24 protein-coding genes are annotated in these 25,319 nt (G+C 68.6%); 8 read left to right on the top strand and 16 right to left on the bottom strand.

Going from position 1 to position 25,319, the window contains the following annotated elements; translation table 11 throughout:
• The first annotated feature begins 7 nt into the window (after positions 1-7).
• Positions 8-1,222, top strand: a complete 1,215-nt coding sequence (locus GJG85_RS17980) for a porin (protein WP_050010924.1) — start codon at positions 8-10, stop codon at positions 1,220-1,222.
• A gap of 67 nt (positions 1,223-1,289) precedes the next feature.
• Here GJG85_RS17980 and GJG85_RS17985 read toward each other — a convergent pair whose 3' ends face one another.
• The 12 genes from GJG85_RS17985 to GJG85_RS18040 form a co-directional block, all read right to left on the bottom strand.
• The gene (locus GJG85_RS17985) at positions 1,290-2,768 is read right to left on the bottom strand and encodes an efflux transporter outer membrane subunit (RefSeq protein WP_204384242.1); all 1,479 of its coding nucleotides are present in this window, start codon (positions 2,766-2,768) and stop codon (positions 1,290-1,292) included.
• 10 nt (positions 2,769-2,778) lie between these two features.
• Complete coding sequence (locus GJG85_RS17990) at positions 2,779-3,933, bottom strand: ABC transporter permease (protein WP_050010926.1); 1,155 nt, start codon at positions 3,931-3,933, stop codon at positions 2,779-2,781.
• Positions 3,930-4,880 (bottom strand): ABC transporter ATP-binding protein, encoded by a 951-nt coding sequence (locus tag GJG85_RS17995; protein WP_124638088.1) that lies wholly within the window; start codon positions 4,878-4,880, stop codon positions 3,930-3,932. Before GJG85_RS17995 ends, GJG85_RS17990 begins: the two co-directional genes overlap by 4 nt.
• A complete protein-coding gene (locus GJG85_RS18000) occupies positions 4,877-5,842 on the bottom strand; it encodes an HlyD family efflux transporter periplasmic adaptor subunit (protein WP_204384243.1) in 966 nt (321 codons plus the stop codon). The genes GJG85_RS17995 and GJG85_RS18000 overlap by 4 nt, the downstream gene beginning before the upstream one ends.
• On the bottom strand, positions 5,839-6,534 hold the full coding sequence (locus tag GJG85_RS18005) for a TetR/AcrR family transcriptional regulator (protein ID WP_050010929.1): 696 nt from the start codon (positions 6,532-6,534) through the stop codon (positions 5,839-5,841). The genes GJG85_RS18000 and GJG85_RS18005 overlap by 4 nt, the downstream gene beginning before the upstream one ends.
• A gap of 274 nt (positions 6,535-6,808) precedes the next feature.
• The gene (locus tag GJG85_RS18010; RefSeq protein WP_050010930.1) at positions 6,809-7,228 is read right to left on the bottom strand and encodes a cupin domain-containing protein; all 420 of its coding nucleotides are present in this window, start codon (positions 7,226-7,228) and stop codon (positions 6,809-6,811) included.
• Between the two features lie 10 nt (positions 7,229-7,238).
• Positions 7,239-7,676, bottom strand: coding sequence for a carboxymuconolactone decarboxylase family protein (locus tag GJG85_RS18015; RefSeq protein WP_050010931.1), 438 nt, complete (start codon positions 7,674-7,676; stop codon positions 7,239-7,241).
• A gap of 95 nt (positions 7,677-7,771) precedes the next feature.
• Positions 7,772-9,256: a PLP-dependent aminotransferase family protein gene (locus tag GJG85_RS18020; RefSeq protein ID WP_050010932.1), complete on the bottom strand. Its 1,485-nt coding sequence runs from the start codon at positions 9,254-9,256 to the stop codon at positions 7,772-7,774.
• 103 nt (positions 9,257-9,359) lie between these two features.
• Positions 9,360-10,637 (bottom strand): MFS transporter, encoded by a 1,278-nt coding sequence (locus GJG85_RS18025; RefSeq protein ID WP_050010933.1) that lies wholly within the window; start codon positions 10,635-10,637, stop codon positions 9,360-9,362.
• Between the two features lie 28 nt (positions 10,638-10,665).
• Positions 10,666-13,488: a molybdopterin cofactor-binding domain-containing protein gene (locus GJG85_RS18030; protein ID WP_089489319.1), complete on the bottom strand. Its 2,823-nt coding sequence runs from the start codon at positions 13,486-13,488 to the stop codon at positions 10,666-10,668.
• On the bottom strand, positions 13,469-14,323 hold the full coding sequence (locus GJG85_RS18035) for an FAD binding domain-containing protein (protein ID WP_050010935.1): 855 nt from the start codon (positions 14,321-14,323) through the stop codon (positions 13,469-13,471). Before GJG85_RS18035 ends, GJG85_RS18030 begins: the two co-directional genes overlap by 20 nt.
• 56 nt (positions 14,324-14,379) lie before the next feature.
• Positions 14,380-15,057: a TetR family transcriptional regulator gene (locus GJG85_RS18040; protein WP_050010936.1), complete on the bottom strand. Its 678-nt coding sequence runs from the start codon at positions 15,055-15,057 to the stop codon at positions 14,380-14,382.
• Between the two features lie 332 nt (positions 15,058-15,389).
• On the opposite strand from GJG85_RS18040, the gene GJG85_RS18045 reads away from it, so the two are divergent.
• From GJG85_RS18045 to GJG85_RS18055, 3 genes are all read left to right on the top strand, one after another.
• Positions 15,390-16,772 (top strand): ATP-binding protein, encoded by a 1,383-nt coding sequence (locus GJG85_RS18045; protein WP_050010937.1) that lies wholly within the window; start codon positions 15,390-15,392, stop codon positions 16,770-16,772.
• Positions 16,773-17,111: 339 nt separating this feature from the next.
• Positions 17,112-17,501 (top strand): BON domain-containing protein, encoded by a 390-nt coding sequence (locus GJG85_RS18050; RefSeq protein ID WP_050010938.1) that lies wholly within the window; start codon positions 17,112-17,114, stop codon positions 17,499-17,501.
• A gap of 90 nt (positions 17,502-17,591) precedes the next feature.
• Positions 17,592-18,050: a DUF3331 domain-containing protein gene (locus tag GJG85_RS18055; protein ID WP_050010939.1), complete on the top strand. Its 459-nt coding sequence runs from the start codon at positions 17,592-17,594 to the stop codon at positions 18,048-18,050.
• Positions 18,051-18,073: 23 nt separating this feature from the next.
• Here GJG85_RS18055 and GJG85_RS18060 read toward each other — a convergent pair whose 3' ends face one another.
• The 3 genes from GJG85_RS18060 to GJG85_RS18070 form a co-directional block, all read right to left on the bottom strand.
• Positions 18,074-18,505: a universal stress protein gene (locus tag GJG85_RS18060; RefSeq protein WP_050010940.1), complete on the bottom strand. Its 432-nt coding sequence runs from the start codon at positions 18,503-18,505 to the stop codon at positions 18,074-18,076.
• A 185-nt stretch (positions 18,506-18,690) separates the two neighbouring features.
• Positions 18,691-19,236, bottom strand: coding sequence for an RNA polymerase sigma factor (locus GJG85_RS18065; RefSeq protein ID WP_050010941.1), 546 nt, complete (start codon positions 19,234-19,236; stop codon positions 18,691-18,693).
• Between the two features lie 110 nt (positions 19,237-19,346).
• On the bottom strand, positions 19,347-19,577 hold the full coding sequence (locus GJG85_RS18070; RefSeq protein WP_050010942.1) for a DUF4148 domain-containing protein: 231 nt from the start codon (positions 19,575-19,577) through the stop codon (positions 19,347-19,349).
• 584 nt (positions 19,578-20,161) lie between these two features.
• On the opposite strand from GJG85_RS18070, the gene GJG85_RS18075 reads away from it, so the two are divergent.
• From GJG85_RS18075 to GJG85_RS18090, 4 genes are all read left to right on the top strand, one after another.
• Positions 20,162-20,830: a response regulator gene (locus GJG85_RS18075; RefSeq protein WP_050010943.1), complete on the top strand. Its 669-nt coding sequence runs from the start codon at positions 20,162-20,164 to the stop codon at positions 20,828-20,830.
• 128 nt (positions 20,831-20,958) lie between these two features.
• On the top strand, positions 20,959-21,342 hold the full coding sequence (locus GJG85_RS18080) for a response regulator (RefSeq protein WP_050010944.1): 384 nt from the start codon (positions 20,959-20,961) through the stop codon (positions 21,340-21,342).
• Between the two features lie 142 nt (positions 21,343-21,484).
• Positions 21,485-22,561 carry a HAMP domain-containing sensor histidine kinase gene (locus tag GJG85_RS18085; protein WP_204384244.1) on the top strand — a complete coding sequence of 359 codons (1,077 nt, stop codon included), beginning with the start codon at positions 21,485-21,487 and terminating at the stop codon, positions 22,559-22,561.
• Between the two features lie 172 nt (positions 22,562-22,733).
• Positions 22,734-23,924: an MFS transporter gene (locus GJG85_RS18090; RefSeq protein WP_089489322.1), complete on the top strand. Its 1,191-nt coding sequence runs from the start codon at positions 22,734-22,736 to the stop codon at positions 23,922-23,924.
• Between the two features lie 34 nt (positions 23,925-23,958).
• Here GJG85_RS18090 and GJG85_RS18095 read toward each other — a convergent pair whose 3' ends face one another.
• Complete coding sequence (locus tag GJG85_RS18095) at positions 23,959-25,224, bottom strand: condensation domain-containing protein (protein WP_050010946.1); 1,266 nt, start codon at positions 25,222-25,224, stop codon at positions 23,959-23,961.
• Positions 25,225-25,319 lie beyond the last annotated feature (95 nt).

Raw genomic sequence — 25,319 nt, forward strand, 5'->3', positions numbered from 1 at the left:
AGAATCAATGAAAAAGCGCGTCGCTTTTGCCATGACGGCAGCGGGTCTCGCAGCCGCTACCGCCGCCCACGCCCAGAGCAGCGTGACCCTGTACGGTATCGTCGACAACGGTATCGCCTGGCAGAACAACTCGTCGGCAGTCGGTGCGACCACGGGCGGTCACTCGAAGGTGCAAATGTCCACCGGCGTGTGGGCAGGCAGCCGCTTCGGCCTGAAGGGCAGCGAAGATCTCGGCGGCGGCACGAAGGCGATTTTCCAGTTGGAAGCCGGCGTCAACACGGCTAACGGCTCGTCGCAGTGGACGGGCGGCATCTTCACGCGCCAGGCATGGGTTGGCCTGACCAACTCCACGTACGGTACGCTGACGGCCGGCCGCCAGTACACGGCGTACTACACGCTGCTGTCGCCGTACAGCCCGACGACCTGGCTGACCGGCTACTACGGCGCGCACCCGGGCGATATCGATTCGCTGGATACCAGCTACCGCGCGAACAACTCGCTCGTCTACATGTCGCCGAAGTTCTACGGCTTCACGGTCGGCGGTTCGTACTCGTTCGGCGGCGTCGCAGGCGCGACGAACCGCGGCTCGACGTGGAGCGCGGCGATCCAGTACCTGAACGGCCCGGCAGGCATCGCGGTCGGCTACCAGAAGATCAACAACTCGACGCTCGGCGGTGGTGTGTGGGGCGCGAACTCGACCGCCCAGAACGGTCTGGACACGAGCGGCAACGGTGCGGAACAGGCCGTGTCGTCGATCAACAACGGCTACAAGACGGCACAGTCGCAACAGCGCGTCGCCGTGACGGCCGGTTACCAGTTCACGCCGTCGTGGGATATTTCGGCGTCGTACTCGAACGTCCAGTACATCCCGGGCGTCGGCTCGTCGTTCCGCAACACGGCGATCTTCAACACGGCAGGCGCCGTGCTGCACTGGAAGGCATCGCCGCAGTGGGACTTCGCCGCAGGCTACTCGTACACGCGTGCGACCGAGTCGAACGGCATCTCGAGCTCGGCCAAGTACCATCAGGTCACGCTGTCGCAGTACTACAGCCTGTCGAAGCGCACGGGCCTGTACGCGGTTGAGGCGTATCAGCACGCGAGCGGCAACACGCTCAACGGCGCGGCGGTCATCGCGGCAACGACGTCGATCGGCGACGGCGTGGGCGCGGGTTCGAAGCAGAACCAGATCGGCGTCGGCGTCGGCCTGATCCACCGCTTCTGATGTCGCGCGGCGCGCGAGCGCCGCTCACGGCATGCGGTATGAAAAACCGGCCTTCGGGCCGGTTTTTTCATGGGGCGGCCGTTTGCTCCGCCCAGTCTCCCGCCAGCGCCTGAAACAGCGCGGCCGTATCGGTGAGCCGGTCGGCCTGCGCGCGCGTGCGCTCGAGCGTCGTCTGCAGCGCCTGCCGCTGCGCGTCGAGCAGCTCGAACGCGTTGATCCCGCCCGCCGCGTAGCGCACGCCGGCAATCGCCCAGCTGGCTTCCGCCTCCCGCGCGGCCGTGTCCCGCGCCTGCCATTCGGCGGCATCGTGCTCGACGGCGCGCATCGCGTCGGCGACCTGCTGCAGCGCCTGCAACACGATCGACCGATAGCTCGCAAACGCCGCGTCGTAGGCGGCCTGCGCCGCGCGTCGCTTCGCCCGCAGCTCGCCGCCGCGAAAGAGCGGCTGGGCGAGACCGAGGCCGATGTTCCAGATATTCAGGCCGTTCACGATGTCGGCCACGCTCGTGCGTTCGGAGCCGACGCCGGCCGAGATCGAGAAGCGCGGATACAGGTTCGCGGTCGCGACGCCGATGTTCGCGCTCGCCTGATGCAGCATCGCCTCCGCCGCACGGATGTCGGGCCGCTCGCGTGCGAGCGTCGACGGCAGCGTAATCGGCAACGCACGCGGCAGCGCGAGCGCATCGAGCGTCAGGTCGGGGAGGTCGGCATCGGCCGGCGGCGCGCCGAGCAGGATCGCGAGGCGATGGTCGGCCTGCGCGAGTCGTGCCGCGAGCGGCGGCAGCGACGCCTGCGTCTGCGCGAGCAGCGTGCGCTGCGCGTGGACGTCGGCCTGCGACACGCCGCCCGCCGCCGCGCGCGCCTCGACGATGCGCAACTGCCGCGCCTGCGCGTCGGCGAGCTGCCGCGTGAGCGCGATCTGCTGCACGAGCGACGCGCGCAGGATCGCGGTGGCGACGACGTTGCCCGCGAGCATCAGGCGCGCCGCGTCGAGCGTGTACGACTGGTAGTCGATCCGTGCGCGCAGCGCTTCGAGCGCGCGCCGGTTGCCGCCGAACACGTCGAGCGTGTACGACACGCTCACCGATGCGTCGTACAACGTGAACGGCCCCGGGTTCGGCACATTGGCCGGCAGGCCGAACGCGGCGATGTCGACCTTCTCGCGCGTCGCGGACAGGTTCGCGTCGACGCGCGGCAGCATCGTCGCGCCGGCTTGCGCCACATGGTTCTGTCGCGCTTCGGCGAGCCGCGCGCGCGCTTCGGCGAGCGTCGGGCTGTTGCGCCACGCGGTATCGACGAGCCGGTTCAGCGGTTCGGAGCCGAATCGCGTCCACCAGCGCACCGGCGCATGCGCGGCCGGCGCGAATGTTTGCACGGCGTCGGCCGTCGTCGCCGGCGGTGCGCCGCGTGTGTAGCGTTGCGTCGCCGGCGCGTCCGGCGTGCGGAAATCCGGCCCGACCGCGCAGCCGGCGACGAACGAGGCGACCGCCAGCGAAACGGCGATGGCCGGGCGGGGGGCGCGCGCGCGACGCGAAGCCGGTTTCATCGCGCGCCGCCTAGTCCAGCGTGCGCCGGTAGAAACGCAGCGCGACGCCCATCACGACGACCGTGAACAGCGCGACCGGCCACACCGATGGCCACAGGTCGGCCCAGCCGTCGCCTTTCAGCAGGATGCCGCGCACGAGCCGGTTGAAGTAGGTGAGCGGCAGCAGGTTGCCGATCGCCCGCGCCCACGCCGGCATTCCCGCGAACGGGAACATGAAGCCCGACAGCAGGATGTTCGGCAGGAAGTAGAACACCGCGAGCTGCATCGCCTGCAACTGGTTCTGCGCGAGCGACGACAGCGTGATGCCGACCGTCAGGTTCGCGGCGATGAACAGCAGCGCGGCGAGGTAGATCGCGGGCAGGCTGCCGATGAACGGCACCGCGAACACGAAGCGTGCGGCCGCGAGGATGATCGACACCTGGATCAGGCCGATGAACACGTACGGCACGATCTTGCCCGTCATCACCTCGAGCGGCCGCACCGGTGTCGCAAGCAGGTTCTCCATCGTGCCGCGCTCGCGTTCGCGCGTGATCGCGAGCCCCGTCATCATCACCATCGTCATCGTCAGGATCACGCCGATCAGGCCCGGCACGACGTTGTATTGCGTGATCCCCTCGGGGTTGTACAGCCGGTGCAGCACGACGCCGAACGCGGCCGGGCGGCCGTTCAGGTGCGCGAGCGGCCCGCTCAGGTCCTTCGCCGCGACCGCTTGCGCAAGGCCCGACAGCGCGCCGAGCGCGGACGCGGTCGCGACGGGGTCGGTCGCGTCGGCCTCGACGAGCAGCGACGGCCGTTCGCCGCGCAGCAGCCGGCGCGAGAAATCGGCCGGCACGCTCAGCACGAACAGCACGTCGCCGCGCGCGAGCGCGCGCCGGCCGGCCGCTTCGTCGGGCAGGGTCTCGACGATGTCGAAATACGCGGAGTTGCGCATGGCGGCAATGAAGCTGCGCGTGAACGGGCTCGGATCGGCGGCGATCACCGCCGTCGGCAGGTGCTTCGGATCGGTGTTGATCGCGAAGCCGAACAGCGCGAGCTGGATGATCGGCACGCCGACGATCATCGCGAACGTCACGCGGTCGCGGCGCAACTGCAGGAATTCCTTCAGCACGATGCTCCACCAGCGCGCGGCCGAGAACGATTCGTGCAGGCGCGCCCACGGTCTCATCGCGTCGCTCCGCCGGCCGGGCCGGACGCGCGGCTCATCATGTAGATGAAGACGTCCTCGAGCCCCGTCTCGATCGGCGCGATGCGCAGCGCCGCATCGTCGCGCGCGACCTGCGCGAGCGTCGCGTCGAGCGCGACGCGGTCGTGGCCGCTCACGTGCAGCGCGGAGCCGAACACGACGGTCTGGTCGATGCCCGGCATCGCATGCAGTCGCGCGGACAGTTCGGCCAGGTGCTCGCCGGTGACCGCGCGGGTCGACAATCCCTGCGATGCGACGATCTCGGCCGACGTGCCTTGCGCGAGCAATTCGCCGTACGCGATATACGCGAGCTTGTGGCAGCGCTCGGCTTCGTCCATGTAGTGCGTGCTGACGAGCACCGAGATTCCTTGCGCGGCGAGCCGGTGCAATTCTTCCCAGAAATCGCGGCGCGCGGCCGGGTCGACGCCCGCGGTCGGTTCGTCGAGCAGCAGCAGTTCGGGCTCGTGCAGCATGCACGCGGCAAGCGCGAGGCGCTGTTTCCAGCCGCCCGACAGCGCACCGGTGAGCTGGTCCGCGCGGCTCGCGAGGCCGAGCCCGTCGAGCGCGCGCGAGACGGCGGCCTTGCGGTCGGCCATCCCGTACACGCGCGCGACGAAGTCGAGATTCTCGCGGATCGACAGGTCCTCCCAGTACGAGAAGCGCTGCGTCATGTAGCCGACGCGGCGCTTGATCTGCGTGCTGTCGCGCACGATGTCGTAGCCGAGGCAGGTGCCGCTGCCCGAATCGGGTGTCAGCAGGCCGCACATCATCCGGATCGACGTGGTCTTGCCGCTGCCGTTCGGCCCGAGAAAGCCGAAGATCTCGCCGCGCGCGACGCGCAGCGATACGTCCTTCACGACGTGCTTGTCGCCGAAACGCTTGTTCAGGCGCTCGACGTCGATCGCATACGGGGCTGGCGACGCGTTCACGGCACCCTCACGGCGACGGGCTGGCCCGGGCGCAGCTTCGATGCGTCGGCCGCGGCGGGGAGTGCCTCGATCATGAACACGAGCTTGCTCCGGCTCTCGTTGCTGTAGATCACGGGCGGCGTGTATTCGGCTTCGCTCGACACGTAGGTGATGCGTGCGGGCACGTCGGCCGCGCAGCCGTCGCAATGGATCGCGACCGCGCGGCCCGGCGCGAGCGAACCGACGGCGGCCTCCGGCACGAAGAAGCGCACCTTCAGGTTCTGCGGCGGCAGCATCTGCACGACCGGATTGCCGGCCTGCACCCATTCGCCGACGCGGTACAGCGTGTCGTACACGCGCCCGGCCGCCGGCACGGCGACGCGCTTCTGGTCGAGCTTCCATTGCGCCTCGGCCACGGCCGCCTGCGCGGCGTCGACCTGCGCGGCCTGCGCGGCAACCTGTTGCGCGCGGCCCGGCAGGCGCGCGACGTCGACCTGGCTTCGCAGCTCGCGCATCTGCGCGGCGGTGGTCTGCGCGGCCGTGCGCGCATCGTCGAGCTGCTGCTTCGAGATGCCGCCCGCCGCGTACTGGCGTTCGTCGCGGGCGAGCTGCGCAGCGGCGCGCGCGGCCTGGGCGGCCGCCTGCGCGAGCTGGGCCTTCGTCACGTTCACTTCGGGCGGGCGCTTGCCGGTCTGCAGATCGGCGAGCTGCGCACGCGCCGCGTCGAACTGATGCCGCGCCTGCTGCAGCGCGGCCGTTTCGTTGACGGCCTCGAGCGAGAACGCGGGCGCGCCGGCGGCGACTGCCTGGCCGCGCTCGACCGACAGCTGCGTCAGCGTGCCCGATTGCGACGACGACAGGTACACGAATTCGCCTTCGACGTAGCCTTGATACGTCGGCGTGCGATCGGTCTGGCGGCCGCAGCCGGCGAGCAGCGCGACGGCCGCGCCCAGCGCGAGCGGCCAGGTGCGCGCCGCGTTCACGACGGCCTCCGCGGCGCGCGCGTGCGTGCGCGAGGGGCGGCAGCGGGCGGCCGCATGCCCGAATCCAGCAGCGCGCGGACATGCCGGTGCAGCACGTCGCGGTCGATCGGCGGCAGGCCGCGCGCGCTTTGCCACAGCTTCGCGGTCGCGAGCGGCAGCATCACGAGCGCGACGATCGAATGGAACAGGAACGCGGGTTCGAGCGCGGGATTCAGCGTGCCGGCCCGCTGGGCGGCGCGAATGCGTTCGGCGAGGTGTCCGACGTGCTCGAGCGGAATGCGGCGGATCATCCGTTCGCGCAGCAATCCGCCTTCGTGGACGATCTCGCGCAGCCAGATCGACGGCAGCCACGGCATCCGGCCCGTCACGTCGAAGAAGCGGTCGACGAGTTCGGCGGCGAGCGCGAACGGGTCGTCGGCGGGCGGGTCGGTCGGCCGCCACACGAACGCGATGGCGTGCGCGATCCGCTCGTCGACGATCGCGTCGAGCAGCTGCTCGCGATTCGTGAAATAGTAGTGGACCATCGCGGACGTGACGCCGGCAGCGGCGGCGATCTGCGCGACGGTCGTCGCGGCGATGCCGCGTTCGGCGAACAGTTGCGTCGCGACGTCGAGCATGTGGTCGCGCAGGTCGAAATCGTCCACCGACGGGCGGCGCCCGCGCGGCCGGGCGACGGCGGATTTCGCGTTCATGCAGATGACGCTAATTGATGGGTTAGTTAATTTCAAGGAAGGATCCGCGCGTGCGTTGATCGCGATCAGGGGAACGGCAAGCAGCGGCGTGGACGAGCGGGGGGGGCGACGCGACGGCGGGCAGGGCACCCGCGCCGGAATGTAGGAAGCGGCTAACGAGAAAGGGCGGGAAAACAGGCGGAAAACAGCCGGACAGCGAACGCAGGCGGAAAACCGGCGGGCGAGCGCGCGGCACACGGGCGCGGGCCCTGTCGCGCCCGCGCCCGTTCCGGCATCACTGATCGATCGGCGACTTCAGCGGCTGATGCTCGCCCGTCAGCCCGAACACGACGAGTTGCGCGGGCTCGGTCGCGCTCGCGTTGCGCGACACCTGATGGCGCGAGCCGGGCGGTTCGTACCAGCCTTCGCCGGCGCGATAGCGGCGCAGCGGGCCGTCGTTCACCTGCGACAGCACTTCGCCTTTCGACACGACGGCGAACACCGAGCCGAGATGCCGGTGCGGTTCGGACACCTGACCGGGCGCATAGTCGACCGTCGCGACGACAGCGAGCTTGCCGGGCGCTTCGGGCACGGCCTGCTGCATGATCGCGTGCACGCTGTCGTCGGCGTCGTGCGCGTGAGCGGCGGCCGGCAGCGCCGCGGCGAGCACGAGCCCGGCGCACAGCGCGACGCGATGGAGCGGGGAACGGATCATCGTCGGCGCCTTACTCGGGCATCTTGCGGAACGCGATCGCGAAGCGGTTCCACGCGTTGATCGTCGCGATCAGCATCGACAGGTCGAACAGCTCCTCGTCGGTGAAGTGCGGCTTCACGGCTTCCCAGACGGCGTCGGGCACGTGGTTGCTGGCCACCAGCGTCAGCGCCTCGGTCCATTCCAGTGCAGCGCGTTCGCGCTCGGTGAAGAACGGCGTTTCGCGCCACGTGACGACGGTCGCGAGACGGCGGTCGGTTTCGCCGCCCTTGCGCGCGTCGGTCGTGTGCATGTCGACGCAGAACGCGCAGCCGTTGATCTGCGACGCGCGCAGGCGGACGAGTTCGGCGAGCGGCTTCTCGATCGAGCTCTTCGCGAGGAATTCCTCGGCGTTGCGCATCACCTTGATCGCATTCGGGCTGGCGGCATAGAAGTTCAGGCGCGGTTGCATGGCAGGTCCTTTTCGGTTGGGTGCGCCGGAGTGGCGCGACAGGACCCACTTTAAGAGCCGTACTGGCCTGCTTGAATAGCCAATTCCACGGAAATTCAGGTAACCAGTGGCGGGCCGCCCGCGATGCCGGCATCGAGCAAGCCGGCCAGCTTCGCGAGCGCCGTGTCGATGCGCAGCGCGTCGATCCCGCCATAGCCGAACAGCAGCCCCGGGCGCACCGGCCCGCCCACGTGAAACGCCGAGATCCCGTACAGGCCGATGTCCTGCGCGCGCGCCGCGCGGACCAGCGCCGCTTCGTCGAGCCCCGGTTTCAGGTGCGCGGCGAGATGGATGCCGGCGGTCGGCACGATCGCGTCGAACCACGGCGCGAGTTCGCCGCGCAGGTGCGCGATCAGCATCTTGCGACGCGCGTCGTAGTGCTTCTGCACGCGCTTCAGGTGCCGCGCGAAATCGCCTTCGAGCATGAAGCGCGCGAGCGCCGCCTGCGTCAGCGTGCACGTGTGCCAGTCGACGATCTGCTTCGCCTTGGCCAGCGCGCCGCGCAGCGCGCGCGGCGGAATCGCGTAGCCGATCCGCAGCTCGGGAAAGATGGTCTTCGAGAACGTGCCGACGTACGCGACGAGGCCCGTGCGGTCGAGGCTCTTCAGCGATTCGACCGGCCGGCCTTCGAAGCGGAATTCGCCGTCGTAGTCGTCCTCGATGATCACCGCGCGGCGGCGCTGCGCCCATTCGAGCAGCGCGACGCGGCGATCGAGCGTCATCGGCATGCCGAGCGGGAACTGATGCGACGGCGTCACGTAGACGAGCCGTGCGTCGTCGGGCAGCCGTTCCGTGACGAGGCCCTGCGCGTCGACCGGCACGCCGATCACCGTCGCGCCGAGCGACGCGAACGCGGCGCGCGCGGGCGGATAGCCGGGATCCTCGACCGCGACGACGTCGCCCGGCCGCACGACGACGCGCGCGAGCAGGTCGAGCGCCTGTTGCGCGCCTTGCGTGACGAGCACGTCGTCCCAGCTGCAGGCGACCGCGCGGCTGAATCCGACGTAGCGCGCGATCGCACCGCGCAACTGCGGATCGCCGGCCGGGTCGTGGTACTGGCCGGGCCCGCGCGCCTGCTGGCGCAGCGCGTGATGCAGGCAGCGCCGCCAGGCGTCGAACGGGAACAGCGTCTTGTCGGTCACGCCGCCGCGAAAGTCGAAGCCGGGCGCGTCCTGCGGCGCGGGCATCGCGAGCGCGTCGGGCAGGTCGTTCCACAGCGCGCGTGCATCGACCGCGTCGATGCGCGGCATCTCGTCGACGATCGACGGCGCCGACGTTGCCGCGGCATGCGGCACGCGCGCGAGGCCGCGGGCGACGAACGTGCCGTCGCCCGCGCGCGTCGTCAGGTAGCCCTCGGCGACGAGGCGCTCGAACGCGTCGAGCGTCGTCTTGCGCGACACGCCGAGCTGTTTCGCGAGGTCGCGCGTCGACGGCAGCCGCGCGCCGCCTTCGAGCCGCCCGTCGACGATCGCCGTGCGCAGTTGCCGGAAGATTTGCCCCGTCAGGTCGTGACGGCCTTCGATGCGGATCGCGATGTCCATCGCAGTGGTTACCTTGATTCCCGGGATTTCGCTTGGATCAGCATACCGGAAGTCGACCGCGCGGCGGCTGTTCGCGGCTAGCGGCCGCAGCCGCGTCCGGCATTCAAAGCGACGTCGCCTTCGTCTCCGGCAGCAGCAGGACGGCGAGCAGCACCACGCCATAGGCTGCGCCGGAAAAGATCGCGATGGCCAGCGCGAGGCCGAGCGAATGGCTCAGCATCCCGACGAGACTCGGGAACAGCGCGCCGATGCCGCGTCCGAAGTTGTAGGTGAAGCTTTGCGCATTGGCGCGGAAAGTCGACGGATACAGTTCCGTCAGGTACGCGCCGACGCCGCTGAAGATGCCGCATGACGAAAAGCCGAGCGGAAAGCCGAGCCACAGCATCTGTGCATTCGACAGCGGGACGGTCAGGTACGCGCACACCGACACGAGGGAGAGCGCGGAGAACAGCATGAAGTTGCGTCGGCGTCCCCACCAGTCGGAAAGATACGCGCCGACGACATAGCCGCAAAACGACCCGACGATGATCACGAACAGATAGGCGCCCGTATCGAGCACCGACAGGTGTCGCTCGATCTTGAGAAAGGCCGGCAGCCACGTCGACATCGCATAGAAGCCGCCCTGGATGCCGGTGCAGAGCAGCGCGGCCAGCACCGTGCGCCGTGCGTGCGCGCGCGAGAAGATCGCCCACACCGACGGCTGGCCTGCGCCTTGTTTGCGGGCGGCGTCCGCCTGCACGAACACTTCCGGTTCGGGTACGTGCTTGCGTACGTACAGGACGAGCAGGGCGGGCACGATACCCACCCAGAACAGGCTGCGCCAGGCCAGCGACTCGGGAAGGACCGAAAACGCGATGCTGTAGAGAATCGCCGCGCCGCCCCAGCCGATGGCCCAGCCGCTCTGCACGAGGCCGACCGCTTTGCCGCGATGGGCGGGTGCGACGATCTCGCCGATCAGCACGGCGCCGACGGCCCATTCGCCGCCGAAGCCGAGCCCTTGCAGCGCGCGCAGCACGAAGATCTGCTCGAAGTTCTGCGCGAAACCGATTGCCAGCGTGCAGACGGAGAACCACAGGATCGTCCCCTGCAATACCTTGACCCGTCCGTATCGATCCGCGAGGATGCCCGCGATCCAGCCGCCCACGGACGAGAAAATCAGCGTCACGGTGCTCAACAGGCCGGCCTTGCCGCGATCGAGGCCCCACAGGTCGATCAGCGAAGCCAGCACGAAGCTGAACACCATGAAGTCGAACGCATCGGTCGCCCAGCCGGCGAACGCCGCCTTGAACGCGCGCTTGCCCGCGGAATCGAGTTCGGCGTACCACGACGCGCGCGGCACGATTCGCAGCGCGGCTTCGTCGGCATCTCTCGTTGTCGTCATTGTTGTTGTTCGTGAAGTAGGGATGGCGCTATCGAAGCGCGGAAGGGCGTTTGCCGGTCGCGAGTGCGCGCCGCACGACGTCCGGCGTGGCCGGCGCTTCGCGGATGCGTACGCCGGTCGCGTGATGGATCGCGTTCAGGATGGCCGCGGCCGTCGGCACGAGCGCCGGCTCGCCGATGCCTTTCGCGCCGTACGGGCCGACGGCCGTCGGCGCCTCGACGAAGATCGACTGCACGTCGGGCATGTCGTGCACGGTCGGAATCACGTAGTCGTGCAGATTGTTGTATCGGCCGGGGTGGTACTTCTCCATCAGCGCCATGCCGATGCCTTGCGCGACCGCGCCTTCGACCTGTCCTTCGAGCAGCGTCGGATTGACCATCCTGCCGACGTCGTGCGCGGCCACGACCTTGAGTACGCGCACGCGCCCGCTTTCGCGGTCCACCGCGACCTCCGCCATCTGCGCGCCGAACGCGTAGGTTGCATAAGGCGTGCCTTGCCCCGACGCATCGAGCGACGTGGTCGGCGGATCGAAGCGCTCCTCGGCCGCGATCACGTAGCCGTGCGCATCGACGGGCAGCGTCCGCAGATCCACCGGATGGCCGTCGACGGCGATGCCGCGCGCATCGGACGAAATCCGCGCATCGGACGCCGCGCCGGCGAACGCGAGCAGCCGGTGGCGCAGCGCGGAGCCGGCAAGGAAGGCCGCGCGACCGGTGATGAAGGTCTGCCGCGACGCCGACGTGCGGCCGCAATCGGGCGACAGCGCGGTATCCGGGCCGACGAATCGCAGCCGGTCGACCGGTACGCCCAGCGCGTCGGCCGCGATTTGCGGAATGACCGTGTTCGCGCCCTGGCCGGCATCCACCGCACCCTGGTGCAGGACGATCGTGCCGTCGCGCCGGATGCCGAAGCGGACCGTCGACGGATTCGGCAATGCGGTGTTGCCGCAGCCGTAAAAGAACGCCGCGACGCCGACGCCATGACGAATGTGGCCGGGCGCCGCCGCATTCAGCGTCGCGATCCGCGCATGCGCGTCACGCCACGCCGGACGCAGCGCATCGAGGCATGCGACGAGGCCGACGCTGTCGTCGAGCACTTGTCCGGTCGGCAGCGTATCGCCGGGGCGCAACGCATTCAGCGCGCGGAACTCGAGTGGATCGATGCCCGCCGCGAACGCCAGCTCGTCGATCAGCTGTTCCTGCGACATCGTCGTCTGCGGCACGCCGAAGCCGCGGAAAGCGCCGGCCGGCGTGACGTGCGTATGAATCGCGCGCGTGTGCGCCGCGTAGTGCGGAATCACGTACGGGCCGCCCGCATGCACCGGTACGCGATTCGCGACGGCCGTCCCCCAGGACGCGAACGCGCCGGTGTTGTAGTCGCCTTCGAACGTCACCGCGCGCAGCCGCCCATCGGCATCGGCGGCGATGCTGGACGTCATGCGGCCGGGATGGCGCTTGGTCGACGTGGCCATCGATTCCTCGCGCGAGAACGCCATCGCGACGGGCCGGTCGAGATGCCAGGCCGCGATCGCGAGCAGCGGCTGGACCGTCATGTCGAGCTTGCCGCCGAAGCCGCCGCCGACCGCGGTCGCCACGACGCGCACCTGTTCCGGCGCCACGCCGAGAATGCGCGCGAGGTCGGCGCGATGCGGATGCGGCGCCTGCGTCGACGAATGGATTTCGATCACGTTGCCCACGCGTCGCGCCCAGCCGGCTTCCGGCTCGAGGTACGCATGCTCGACGAAACTGGACTGGAACGTTGCGCTGACGACGTGACGGGCATCCTGTATCGCGCGCTCCGGGTCGCCGCGGCGCACCACGCCCTCGATCAGCACGTTGCCGGGGCGATCGGCGTGCAGCTGCGGACTGTCGTCCAGCACGGCGTCGGCGATCGCGAGAACCGGCGTCAGCGGCGCCCACCGCACCGGAAAGCGGTCGAAATCGAGCGCCGCGAGCGCGGCGCGCTCGCCGACCACCAGCGCGACCGCCTCGAGATGGTGGCGTGTCTCGGTATCCGGAAGGACCGGCTGGTCCGCGTACGGCGTCGCGACGCCGTGCAGATTCATGCCCGGCACGTCGGCGTGGGTGAGGACGCGATGCACGCCCGGATGCGCGTCGACGAATGCGGCGAGGTCGCCGAACGCGAAACGTGCGCGGTGATGCGGGCAACGCACCGCGCGCACGAACAGGCTGTCGGCCGGGTAGTCGTCGGCGCCGAATCGCTGGCTGCCGTCGACTTTTTCGGGGCCGTCGAGACGCGTGAGCGGGACGCCGACGGACGGCCCTTCGGCCGGCGCGGGCGTGCGGCACCGTGCGGCGGCGCCGCATCCGACTTCGGTCACCGCGTCGACGATCTTCTGATAGCCGGTGCAGCGACACAGCACGCCGTCGATCGCGGCCCGCGCACCGGCGCGGTCGCTGACTTCGCCGGCGTCGATGGCCGCCGCCGCCGCGGTGAGCATGCCGGGCGTGCAGAAACCGCATTGCACCGCCTGATGGGCGAGAAACGCCTGCTGCAGGCGGCTGCCGCATCGCGTGCCGTCGGCAAGACCTTCGACGGTGACGACACGGCGCCCCGCGATCTGCCCGACCGGGATCAGGCATGCATAGCGTGCGTCGCCGTCGACGATCACCGTGCAACTGCCGCAATCGCCCTGGCGGCAGCCTTCCTTGGTGCCGAACTGGCGCAGGTCCGCACGCAGATGGTCGACGAGGCGCTGCGAGCGGTCCGCCGGCAGGGGGCGCCGCGTGCCGTTGAGGTCGAACCAGTCCGGTTCCGGCGAAATCGCCGGGCCGCCGCCCGCGATCGTTTCGCGAACGTCGGCAAGCGGGTCAGGCTGCGGATGCGCCACGTGCGTTCTCCTCGATGCAGCATGTGAAAGCGCGCGAGATGGCCAGCCGCGCGAGATGAAGGCGATGCAGGGCGGTCGCCCGGCAGTCGTCGGCCGGGGACAGCTCGTCCAGCGGCGACGTTGCAAGCACGTCGGCCAGTTCGTCGCGCCGCCGGCCCGTCAGTGCATTTTCGAGCACCTGCATCCGGCGCGCAACGTCGGAGGCGCCGCCGACGGCAACGGCGGCCGCCTCGATCGTCCCCGCGGCGCACACGCGCAACTGCGCGGCGGCCGACACCACGGCGATCGCCGCGCCGTCGCGATTCGTGCACTTGATGAACGACGTACGCGCGTGCGCGCGGGGTTGCGCAAACCGCAGCGCCACCAGCAATTCGTCGGCGTCCAGCGCGGTCCGGCGGTTGCCCAGCAGGAATTCGGCCAACGGCAAGCGGCGCATGCCGCGCACGCTGGCCAGTTCGACGCTCGCATCGAGCGCCAGCAGCGCGGGGATGCCGTCCGCGACGGCGGACGCATGGCACACGTTCCCGCCGATCGTGCCCTGCACGCGAATCTGCCGGGGGCCGATCGACGCGGCTGCGTCCGTGAGCGCCACGGGCAGCCATGCCGTGCGCGCGATGGCGTCCCACGTGGCGGCCGCACCGATACGGGCGACGCCGTCGTTCAGCTCGATGCCGCGCAGCGCGTCGACGCGGCTGATATCCAGCCATGCCGAGCGCGCCGGCACGAGCCCGATATCGGCAAATGCGTCGGTGGCCCCGCACACGATGCGCGGCCGCGGCTGCGCCGCGAGCGTACCGAGCGCTTCGTCGAGGGTAGTGGCGCGAACGTAGTTCATTTCAAGGTGTCTGCATCGTCATGGTCACGCGGGGCGACATCGGCGCCGGCACACGCTCAATCGCCGATCGGCGGATCCTTGCGAACGACCCGCAGCACGCTGTCGATGACGAACGCTTCCCATCGGCGCACGGCCTCCGGCGCATTCAGTTCCTCGCCGAGGAACGCGGACAACGTGTGGCGGTTCGACGTATAAAAATACGCTGCCGAAATGATCAGCAGGAAAACGTCGCGCGCGTTCAGTTCCGTGCGGAACAATCCTTGTTCGGCGCCGTTTTCGAGAATCCTGGCCACGATCTGCACCGCATGCGACGAATATTCGCCCCGGCGTTCGAGCCTGGCCAAATGCTTGCCCTGGTGCAGGTTCTCGGTGTTGAGCAGCGTGATGAAATCGGGATTGCGCCAATAGTAGTCCAGCTTGAAGCGAATCACGGTCTTGAGCGCTTCCACGGGATTCGACGGATCCGGCGCCATCTTGAGCTCCGCCTCGTCCATGCGCCGATAGATGCCTTCCAGCACCGCGACGAACAGGCCCTCCTTGCTCCCGTAGTAGTAATAGATCATCCGGTCATAGGATTTCGCCAGCCTGGAGATCCGCTCCACGCTGCCGCCTTCGTAGCCGTAGCGCGCGAAGACCTTGGTCGCCGCGCGCAGGATCTTGTCGCGGGTTTCCTGTGCCGCTGCCTCCCGGACACCGGTTCCGCGCACCGTCTTGGCTTTTGTTGCTTGAGTCATACCGCTCCTATGGCGGCCGGCAACCTCGTCCTGCCGCCTGAAAGAAACCTGGAACAGCGGCATTCCTCGAACTTTCGTACAGGGAACGCTACATGAATTCGGGATTCTACGGAACTCTCGACGGGTTCGCAACAAATCATGAATAGGTAATTGATTCAAGGGGTTGTGGGAGTCGTGTCCGACGTATCGGCACGCATGGAGGAGGCGTGAACGCTATCTTCACATTTTTATTTTGAGAAACTGCTGCTACCATTCGTTTGTGGAGTACTCACTACATGAAATGTTGATTTCAGGTTGGCAGAGGCCGATGCCGGCAAGCAGGAGATAGACCCATGAACAACGAACTCGACGATGTCTGCAGCGCGCTCGCTGCGCGGACGCCATGGAAATCGCGCGTCGATCCGGGTGGCGCCGAAGCGGGCCCGGCCTTCGACGAACTCATGCCTCGATCGCTGCTGTCGATCGACGTGCACGTGTTGCACGACGTCTCGCGCGCAATGGCGCACGAGGCTTCGCCCGCGACGCGCGTCGCGACACTGCTCGAGTCGGCGCTGCGGGGGGCGGGGGCAACGTGGGGCGTGATCGCGGTGCTGCGCGACGGCGGCTGGGAGGCAGCCGCCGTCGCGACGGCCGCGAACGGACCGCACACCGAGCGGCGGTCGGTCGACCGGCTGCCCGTGCCGATCATTGCCGCCGCCGTGCACCTGCGCAACGGCCTGGTGCTGCGCGATGCGTGCGCCGCCGACCATTGGCGAACGGACGACTATGTGCGCCGCCGCAAGCCGCGCTCGGTGATCTGCGTGCCGATACGGTGCAATGGTGAACTGATCGGTGCGCTGTATCTCGAGCATGGCGACCTGCCGGGCATGTTTACGCCGGCGAAGGCCGCACTGGTCGAGATCATTGCGCCGCATGCCGGATGCGTGCTGGAGAATCTTCGGCTGCGCGACGAGCTGGACGCGCAGCGCGCACGCGTGGGCAGCGTCGAAGCCGCGATGCGCGAAACCCAGTCCGAAATGGACCGCACCAGTCGGCTGACCGCGTACGGAGAGCTTGCGGCGTCGATCGTGCACGAGGTCGCCCAGCCCGTCACGGCGATCGACACGTCCGCGCGTGCCGGGCTGAAATGGCTCGACCGCGGCGCGCCGAACATCGAAGCCGCCCGCGAGATGCTTGCGCACATCTGTGCGTGCACGGTGCGGGCGCGGACCATCATCGGTGCGCTGCGCGCCAGGGCACGGCGCACGGCGCCCGTGTTCGCCGTGTTCGACCTCGCCGATGCGCTGCGCGAGGCGGCGGAGATACTCGAAAGCACGCTGGACGCGATGAAGGTGAACCTGCGCGTCGACGGATGTGCGTCGGCGATACCGATGCGCGGCGAACGCGTGCCGCTGCAGCAGGCCATCATCAGCCTGCTGATGAACGGCGCGGAATCGATGATTGGTACACCTGAAGGAAAGCGTGTCATCGTGCTGACATGCGAATTGGAGCGGAACCTCGTGCGCATCCGGATCGACGACAACGGCGACGGCTTCGATCCGCAGGTGGCCGCGCGCCTGTTCGAACCGCTGTTCACCACCAAGCCGCACGGAATGGGCATGGGGCTGTCCATCTGCAAGTCCATCGTTGAAGCGCACAACGGGCAGCTGGAACTTGCGCCGCGCGAGCACGGCGGCACGCGGGCCACGGTGACACTGCCGGTTTCTTCGATGTGAGCGGGCACGGGCGCGATGTGTCGGGGCGTGAATCGGTGCGCGACCGGTGCACGTCGCGGGAAGGGGCAGGGGGGAAACGGACCGGCTGCCTATACGAACGTATGCGGCGACTCATGCCGACGCGTCAGGCGGCTAGCTGCAGATGCTATGGAGCACGCCGACGCGTCACCTTATGCTCGCTTCACCGGTACACGATTCACGTTGACGACGGCTCGACCGACCCGTCAGCGAGTCGGAATCGCGACGCGGCGCGGACGTGATGCGTGCGCATCGTGACGACGCAGGTCGCCGGAACACACGTGCTTGTCGATCCGATACCAGACATCCAAGGAACCCATCATGAAACTCCGACACATCGTCGTCACCGGCGGCCTCGCCGTCGCCCTGATCGCCGGCATGAACCTGCGCGCGTTCGCGGACGAACGACCCGATACGGCCGGCGCGGATGCCGCGCTCACGACGACGCCGGCGGCCGGCACGTCGAAGAAGGCGGTCCGTGCGGCCAATCGCACGTTCTCGCGGTCGGTGCAGAAGGCACTGTCCCATACGAAGGGGCTTGAAGGGAAGCCGATCGTCGTGTTCGGCAACGCGTCGACCGGACGCGTGACGCTGACGGGCCAGGTCGAAAGCGAAGACCTCGATCATCTGGCGGTCGAGGCGGCGCGGAAGGTACGCGGCGTCACGGCGGTGAACAGCCGGATCACGCTGCGCTCGGAAGGCGGCGCCTGAGCGACGGCCGGACGCACCGCCGTGGCCGCTTGCGTGCGTCCGCTTTCACACGACCGATACGACCGACACGACCGGATGGGAGAAACGATGATGGCGACCCTGCCTGAAGCGGACATCATGATTCGCACGTTGATCAATGTCCTCGATCCTTCGCTGGAGCAACGCGATGTTTGCCGGCAAGCGCAGCGCACGCGATACAAGTCGCGCCGCTTCGGCCGGCGCCGGTGCGACGACGACGACACGCGCGCACGTGAAGCCCCGCTTGACGCGATCGAGGTGATCGAGTGCCTGTCGTCGTCCATGATCACCGTTTCATGGAGCGACTCGCGTTCGGGACGGTATACCGAGCAGATCTGGTGCCGCAGCCGCGCACGCGAACCGGCGGTCTGCGCGTTGACGGGAAGCGCGATCGCGCGCGGCGATCGCGTGTTCCGTCCGCGCTCGAGCGACGTTTGCCTGCCCGCCAACCGGCAACGCATGATTCTCGCGGCGACCATTCAGTCATGCACCGGCGTATCGGTGCCCGACGCGACCGAGCCGGACGCGTGATGCGCGCGGCGCGAGCGGCGGCCCTACGCGGACGGCACCGTCACGACGATCAGCGCCGCACCGCGAAGGCGCTCGGCGAGATCGAAGTGAACCGGGCGCTCGCGCCACCAGCGCGCGAACCCGCTGCTCGCGCGATGGCCGACGACGATCATGTCCGGACGGGTGGTCAGCGCGTGGGCGGCGACGGCGTCGGCCGCGCGTCCGAATCGCACGAAGCCGCGCGCGTCGATGCCGTCGTCCGCGAGTTTGACGATCGCGCGCTGAAGTGCGTCGCGCGCGAATTCCTCGAGGCGGTGGTGGGCGAGACCGGTGAGCAGTCCGGCCGTCTGCGCGTTCGCGGTCACGGGATCCACGACGGTGACGACGTCGACCGCCGCGGACAGCGCGTGCGACAGCGCCGCACATCGCGCGAGCGCGGCCTGTGCCTCGTCGGTTCCGTCATAGACGAGTAGCATTCTGGAAAGTGCTGACATATTTCGTGTCGAGTAGTAGGTGCCTGGTCGCATCCCCCGCGGCGGATGCGATTGCCTACACTGAACACGCCACGCACGGCGTTTATTCCGTCGCCGTTCGTGCATGGCCGCGACGCGCCGCGAGCGAGGCGGACCCGCGGCGATCGACTTGCCCGCGGCAACGTGCATCAGCCGCCGGCCGCCGAACCCGTGAAGTTGTCCCGCGACGTGCGCGCTGCGCCGCCGCCGAGCGCGATGCGGATTGCCTTGCGCGCACGCGATATCCGGCTCATGACGGTGCCGATCGGGATGTCGAGTGTGTACGCGGCTTCCCTGTAGCTCAGCCCGTCGACGCTGACGAGCAGCAACGCGATGCGCTGCGGTTCGGGCAACCGTTCGACGGCGTCGACGATCTGGCGGACGGCCACGGCGGTCTCCGACGCTGCGCGCGGATCGGCGACCGTTTCCAGCAGCGCGTCGCTGCACTCGAGCAGCAGGCGGTCGCGCCGATTGCGTCGCCGCAACTCGTTGAGCCAGATCGAATGGACGATCGAGAAGACCCAGCTGACCGGCGCCGTATCGGACCGCAGTTGATGAACCCGCTCGAGCGCGCGAATGCATGCGCGCTGCACGAGCTCGTCGGCGTCGTGTCGATTCCCGCTCAGACGCAGCGCGAACGACCGCAGACGCGGCAGCATGTCGGGAAGCATCGTTGAAAATTCGGTTGGCTTCATGGGCGGACGGGCGTGCCCCCTACCTGGGGCGAAATGCAGTGACGGCCCGGGCGCAGGCGAGGACGCCGGCGGTGTCCCGCCCGTGCCGGGCTCGACACGAGGGCTGCCGTTCAATGCCCGGAATAGAGTTTCCTCAGCGCGTCGAGCTCGCCGTTCTGTCGCGCCGCCACGAGCTCCTGGCGGACTTCCGAGCGGGTCTTCGCCATCGGTGCGAGCGGCGCCCACTGGGTGGCGGCCTGCACGTCGGAATGTCCGGCGACCGTGTCGGCCGGGGACGCCGCGTAGGCCGATGCAGTCAGCGCGAGCGCGGCGAATGCGAGCGTGATTTTCGAAGTGTTCATGCGGGGCTCCTGAAGAAGGATGGATCGGAACGTATTCGCGTCACCTGATGGCGTCGGGAGCCTGCATGGGCCCGCGGCGTCGTGTTCGTATCAGGCTCCGCCGTGTGTGTATTGAGCCTCCGGGAGGTATCGCGCATGTGTCCGGCGCGCAGCGTTTTGCAATGTCATGTATCCGCCCCGAAGCCCGATACATTCGGATACCCATGGGTGCGTCGGCGCGTAGCGGCAACCGACGGACGCGGTCGGCGCGGTCGATATGCAGCGTCGTTTCCGCGCGGACGCCGATGCACGACCGGCGGTCATGCGCTGTGACGAGGCCGCGCAAGCCGATGAACTGCCGAGCGCGATGCGCACGCAGTTGCATCGGTGAATTGCGACTGGAATAATTGGCGCGTTCGCGTGTTTTCATTGATGCCGGCAGAGTGGGCGATCGTTGGGGCATCGTCCGCATGCGTCGCGGCAACGTGCCCGGCCGCACCATGCGAACGGGGCATCCCGCTTCGAGCGACGGCCGCACCGCATGCGTCGAGATGCCTTCGCGCCGTCACGCGGCCGTCCCAGCAAATTCACCAGCGAATATTTCAATGCCCGAGATCAGAATGCCGAACGTGGCGACTTCATCCGACGATCGGAGCGGCCGTGTCGTCTACGTCGTCGACGACGACGAATTCGTGCGTGCCGCGCTCGTCAGCCTGTTGCGCTCGATCGATCTGGCGGTATGCGCGTTTGCGTCGACCGAAGCGTTTCTCGCGGCGCCGAAGGGGACGGGGCCGTCTTGCCTCGTGCTCGACGTGCGATTGCGCGGGCAGAGCGGGATCGCGTTCCAGAAGTCGCTGGTCGAGAATGGCGGCCCGCAGATGCCGATCATCTTCATGACCGGGCACGGCGACATCGCGATGACGGTGAAGGCGATGAAGGCCGGCGCGATGGATTTCCTGACGAAGCCGTTTCATGACCAGGAAATGATCGATGCGGTCGTCGCGGCGCTCGACCGCGACGCGCAGCGGCTGGAGGCCAGCCAGTCGCTGCTCGATCTGCGCGAATGCTGGGAATCGCTGACGCCGCGGGAGCGGGAGGTGCTGCAACACGTCGCGACGGGCCTGATGAACAAGCAGGTCGCCGGCAACATGGGCATCGCCGAGATCACGGCCAAGATCCATCGCGGCCAGGCGATGCGAAAGATGAAGTGTCGTTCCGTCGCGGAACTGGTGCGCAAGATGACCGCGCTCGGCATCGAATTGCCGTCGCGGTAGCGATGGCGCCGTCGGGAGCAAGCCGACCCATACGTAGATATGGTGGCGGTTCGGCGGCGTGACGGTATGCTGGCGACTTGTGTAGCAGTATGGGGCGAGCGTGCTCGTTCCCCAGGCCATAAGCGCGGATGTCTCTTTCACTCTCAGTCACCGATCTCGTAGCGATTGTCGACGACGATCCGTTCGTGCGCGCCGCCGTGAGAAGCTTCGTGCGCGCGCTGGGCGGCGACGCGTGCGAGTTCGCGTCGGCGCCGGCATTCCTCGTGTCCGACCGGGTGGCGCGCACGCGCTGCCTGATCTGCGACATCCAGATGCCCGGGATGGACGGCATCGACGTGCTGTCGCGGATCGAAGCCGCCGGCGCGCGCATTCCGACCATATTCGTCACGGCGTTCGCCACCGTTCGCCAGCGCGAGCGCGTGCGCGCGAGCGCCGCGCTGTGTCTCCTCGAAAAACCGATCGACGCGCGGGAACTCGAAGGGTGGCTCGCCCGCGCGCTCCGGCGCGGCTGACCGTCTGGCGGTTTAGGTTGCCGCGGCGGCAACCTAAACCTTCGTAGGGGGTGAATGGCCGCTCGTTTGATGGTGCACGCCCCCGTGCGCGTGTTTTCATCTGTCCTGTACCGTCCGCCGCGACGGCGACAGGAGAACGAAGATGGCGCACATTCCTACCTTATCGTCAGCGACTGTGTTTGAATCGCGGGCCACGCGCAGCCTGCGTGGCGTCGCCCGCGCAGTGTTCCCGCATCCGCGCGAACTCGTCGTGTGGTCGGTGCGCCTCCTGCTCTTCGCCGGCGTGCCACTGGTCGCGGCCGGCATATACGACGCACGCGCGACGTTCGCGAACCCATTGCGCGCGGTGGCCAGCGAGGGTCTGCTGATCGCCGCCGTCGTGGCGATCCTGTTCGCGCTGGTCGCGGCCGTGCTGTGGTCGTGGCTGCGGATGCTCAGGCTGGATGCGACCGTGCGCGAGCTTGCCGATGCCATCGACAAGCAAGGTATCGAGGCGCTCCCCGATACGTGGGCCGAACGCGGCGCGCCATCGATCTCGACGCTCGCACGCGCGATCAACGGCGCGCACCGCCAGCATGCGGAACGCATGACGGAATTGCTGCACGTGCTGGCCGCCTATGCGCACGACCTGCGCACGCCGCTCACGCGAATGATGCTGCGCAGCGAGATGCTGGATGACGGTGCGCTGCGCGATGCGATCGAGCGCGATCTTGCCGAGATGAGCGAACTGGTCGACGCGAGCCTGGCGTGCGCCCGGCTTCAATGCAGCGTGCCGGAGCCGCCGCGCCGTGTCGACGCGGACGAGATGCTCGGTGTGCTGGTCGACAGCTATCGCGACGCGGGCCTCACCGTCGATCTCGACGGACGGGTCGGGCATCCTCTCGTGACGTTCCCGCACGCGCTGCGCCGCGTGCTTGTCAACCTGATCGACAATGCGTTGCGTTACGGGGGCGACGTCCGCCTGTGTGTATGCGTCGACGCGCGGCACGTGATGCTGACCGTGCTGGATTCGGGGCCGGGTATCGTGCCGACGGAGCTCGAGGCGGTGTTCAAACCCTGGTACCGCGCGCCGCAGACGGCGGCGCGCGCGCCGGGGTCGGGGCTGGGGCTCGCGATCGCCCGCCGGCTCACGCGGGCGATGCAGGGGGACCTGCGACTGAACAATCGCAGCACCGGCGGCCTCGAGGCGACGGTGATACTGCCGCTCGCGCCTGCATGAACGCATCGCCGCGGGCCGTTCATTTCCTCCGATACATTTCGATACGCGAGCGACATACGCCGGATACATGGCGGGCGTCCAATCGGGAAATCGGGCGCGGCATTCCGCTGGATGGCGCGGTCAACTGAAGGACCGGCAGGCCGGCCGGAATTTCGAGACGACAGGAGGCACGATGGCCGATCCCCACACGATGTCCGCGCGCGGCGCATCGTTCGTGCTGCTGGGCGCGCTGTTGACGGCATGCGGATACGGCGCGACGTTCCTGTTGTCGATGCATTTTCGTTCGGCGGGCGGAGGCGACGTCGATACCGGCGTCGCGCTGGTCGAAGCGATGGTCGGCGCGTTGATCGGCCTGCCGCTGGTCGCATGGCTGGCCCATTCGATCGGCACAGCCCGTACCGCTGCGCTGGCTGCACTCGTCGTCGGCGCGGGCGTCGTCGGGTTTGCGCTGATCGACCGCACCGGCTCACTGAGCGTCGTGCCCGGACTGCTGGTCGGCGTCGGCTGGGGCGCGTTCTACCTCGCGGCGCCGATGATGCTAGCCGAGCGCACCGCGGATACCGAACGCGAGCGCTGGTTCCTGCGGTTCGGGTCGTTTCAGATGGCGGGCGTCGGCGGCGGCCCGGCCGTCGCGTCGCTCGCGATACGCAACTGGCACTGGACGACGGGGACGGTGTTCTGCACCGTCGGCGGATTGTGCGCGATGGCCGCCGTCATGCTGGAATGCTTCGGCCGGCTGTCGCCGGCGTCGCTGCCCGCCGCGCGGCCGATGCGGCCACGATGGGGCCGCGAGATGGCGGCGATCGCCCGCACGCACGCGATCTATCCGATCGCGATCATCGCGCTCGGCTCGAGCGTCTTCTCGGGGCTGATGACGTTCCAGATGTCGATGGCGCAGGAAACCGGCGTGAAGGCCGGAACGTTCTTCGGGCTGTATTCGGCCACGGTGGTCGTCATCCGCTGGCTGCTCGGCGCGCTCGTGATCCGGATGCGCGTCGATGCGACCACGCAGATCCTGCTCGGCTTCATGATCCTGAGCGTCGCGGTGACGTTCGCCGTGCCGCACCATGCGCTCCTTCATTCGGCCAGCGCCGTGCTGCTCGGCACGGGCTACGGCCTCATCTATCCGATCGTCCAGGCGCAGGCCGTCAACAGCGCCGATGCGCGGCATCGGCACGCGGTGCTCACGTGGTTCGTCGCATCGTACTTCGTCGGCGCGTTCGGATTCCCGGCGCTCGGCAGCCTGGTGCTGGTCACCCTGGGCAGGACGATGCTGCTGACGCTCATCGCCGCATGCGGGCTGGCGGCGCTGCTGCTGTCGGTCGTCGAGCACCGCAAGCGAGTGTCGCTCGCGGCGTTCTGAAATCGGCGCAACCGGCGCGGCGCCGGGCCGCCGTTCAGCCGGCGGCGTGCTCGAGAATCGTGCGGACTTCGCCGAGCAGTCCCGGGATGGCGCGATGGCTCGTATGCGCGAGTCGCAGGACGCCGTCGATCGTGCAGGCGCCGATGACCTGATCGTCGGCGAATCCGGATGTCACGAACGGACCCCACAGCGCGTCGAGCGATACGCCGTCGTACGTGGCGGCGATGGGTTGATTGCCGAGATTCGACAGCAGGACGTCGAAGGCCAGCACGTTCGACAGGAAGCCGGCCGCGTGTTCGACGCTCGGTCGCGCCGCCATCGCGGTATCCAGCGCCTTCAGCTCCGCCGCGACGCTCGCGCGCGTTTGCGACGGCGCGAGGTCCTGCTTGATCTTGCGGGCGGCTGTCCACAAGTCGACCCCGCGCGGGTGATCGTCGATCGTGACGGTCTGCGTGATGTACACGCCGTTGGCGACACCGGCTTCGCTGGCGAAAGCGCGTACGTCGATCGGCGTGACGGTCCTCAACGCGCGCGCGGCCCAGTCGCTCGACAGGCGCCGGCCCGCTTCATGAACGGCTGCGGCAATCGCGCCATGCACGGTCGTGCACGCTTGCCGGGCGCGCGCGGCGAGGCGGCGCGTGGCTTCGGCTGAAAGCGCGACGGCGTCGATGTGCGGCAGCGCCGTCGTATTCGCACGGAACGGCTTCGGCTCCGGCGCCGGAACGGGCGCGGGCAGGGTGGCCGCGTCGTTCAGGTCGGCCGCGAGCAGCGTCTCGAGCGACTGCACGAGCGGCAGCGGCGCCGCGGGCTTGCCCGTCAGCGTGCGCAGCAGTTCGTCGATCAGATACGCGGCGCCCATGCCGTCGAGTACGGAGTGATGCGCGACCAGGATCAGCGTCGACGTCGATTCGCGCTGCAACAGTGTCGCGCGCACCAGCGGCGCGGTCGCCCAGTCGAAGCGCGTCGCGATTTCGCGGGCCGTTTCGGTTTGCCACGACGTCGCGTGGTGCTCGATCACGCGCAACGGCACCACGGCGCCGGGTACCGAATGGAACGCCGAATTGTGCTGCGCGTCGGTGGCGATACAGGTGGACAGCAGCGGATGTCTGCGCTGCAGCGCCTGAAAGGCAGCGTGCCATGCGCTGGGCGCAAAGCGCCGGTCGATCTCCGCGACCATCGCGAAATGCGTCGGCCGATTCTGGTCCAGCAACCAGAACAGATGTTCCGTGCTGCCGAGTGCCCGCACGCGCGTGTGCGCGGGCGTCGGACGATCGTCGATTTCCTGCTGCGGGTTCTGCACCGTTTCACTCCCGAAAGGTTGTCTGCCTCAACAGAACACCGCAGGGCGAAGCGTTATTCCCGCTTCGTTTCGGCAATGGCTTTGCCCGGAGCGGC

Origin of the sequence: Burkholderia sp. MS389 (assembly GCF_016899425.1) — a bacterium.
GTDB classification, from domain to species: domain Bacteria; phylum Pseudomonadota; class Gammaproteobacteria; order Burkholderiales; family Burkholderiaceae; genus Burkholderia; species Burkholderia sola.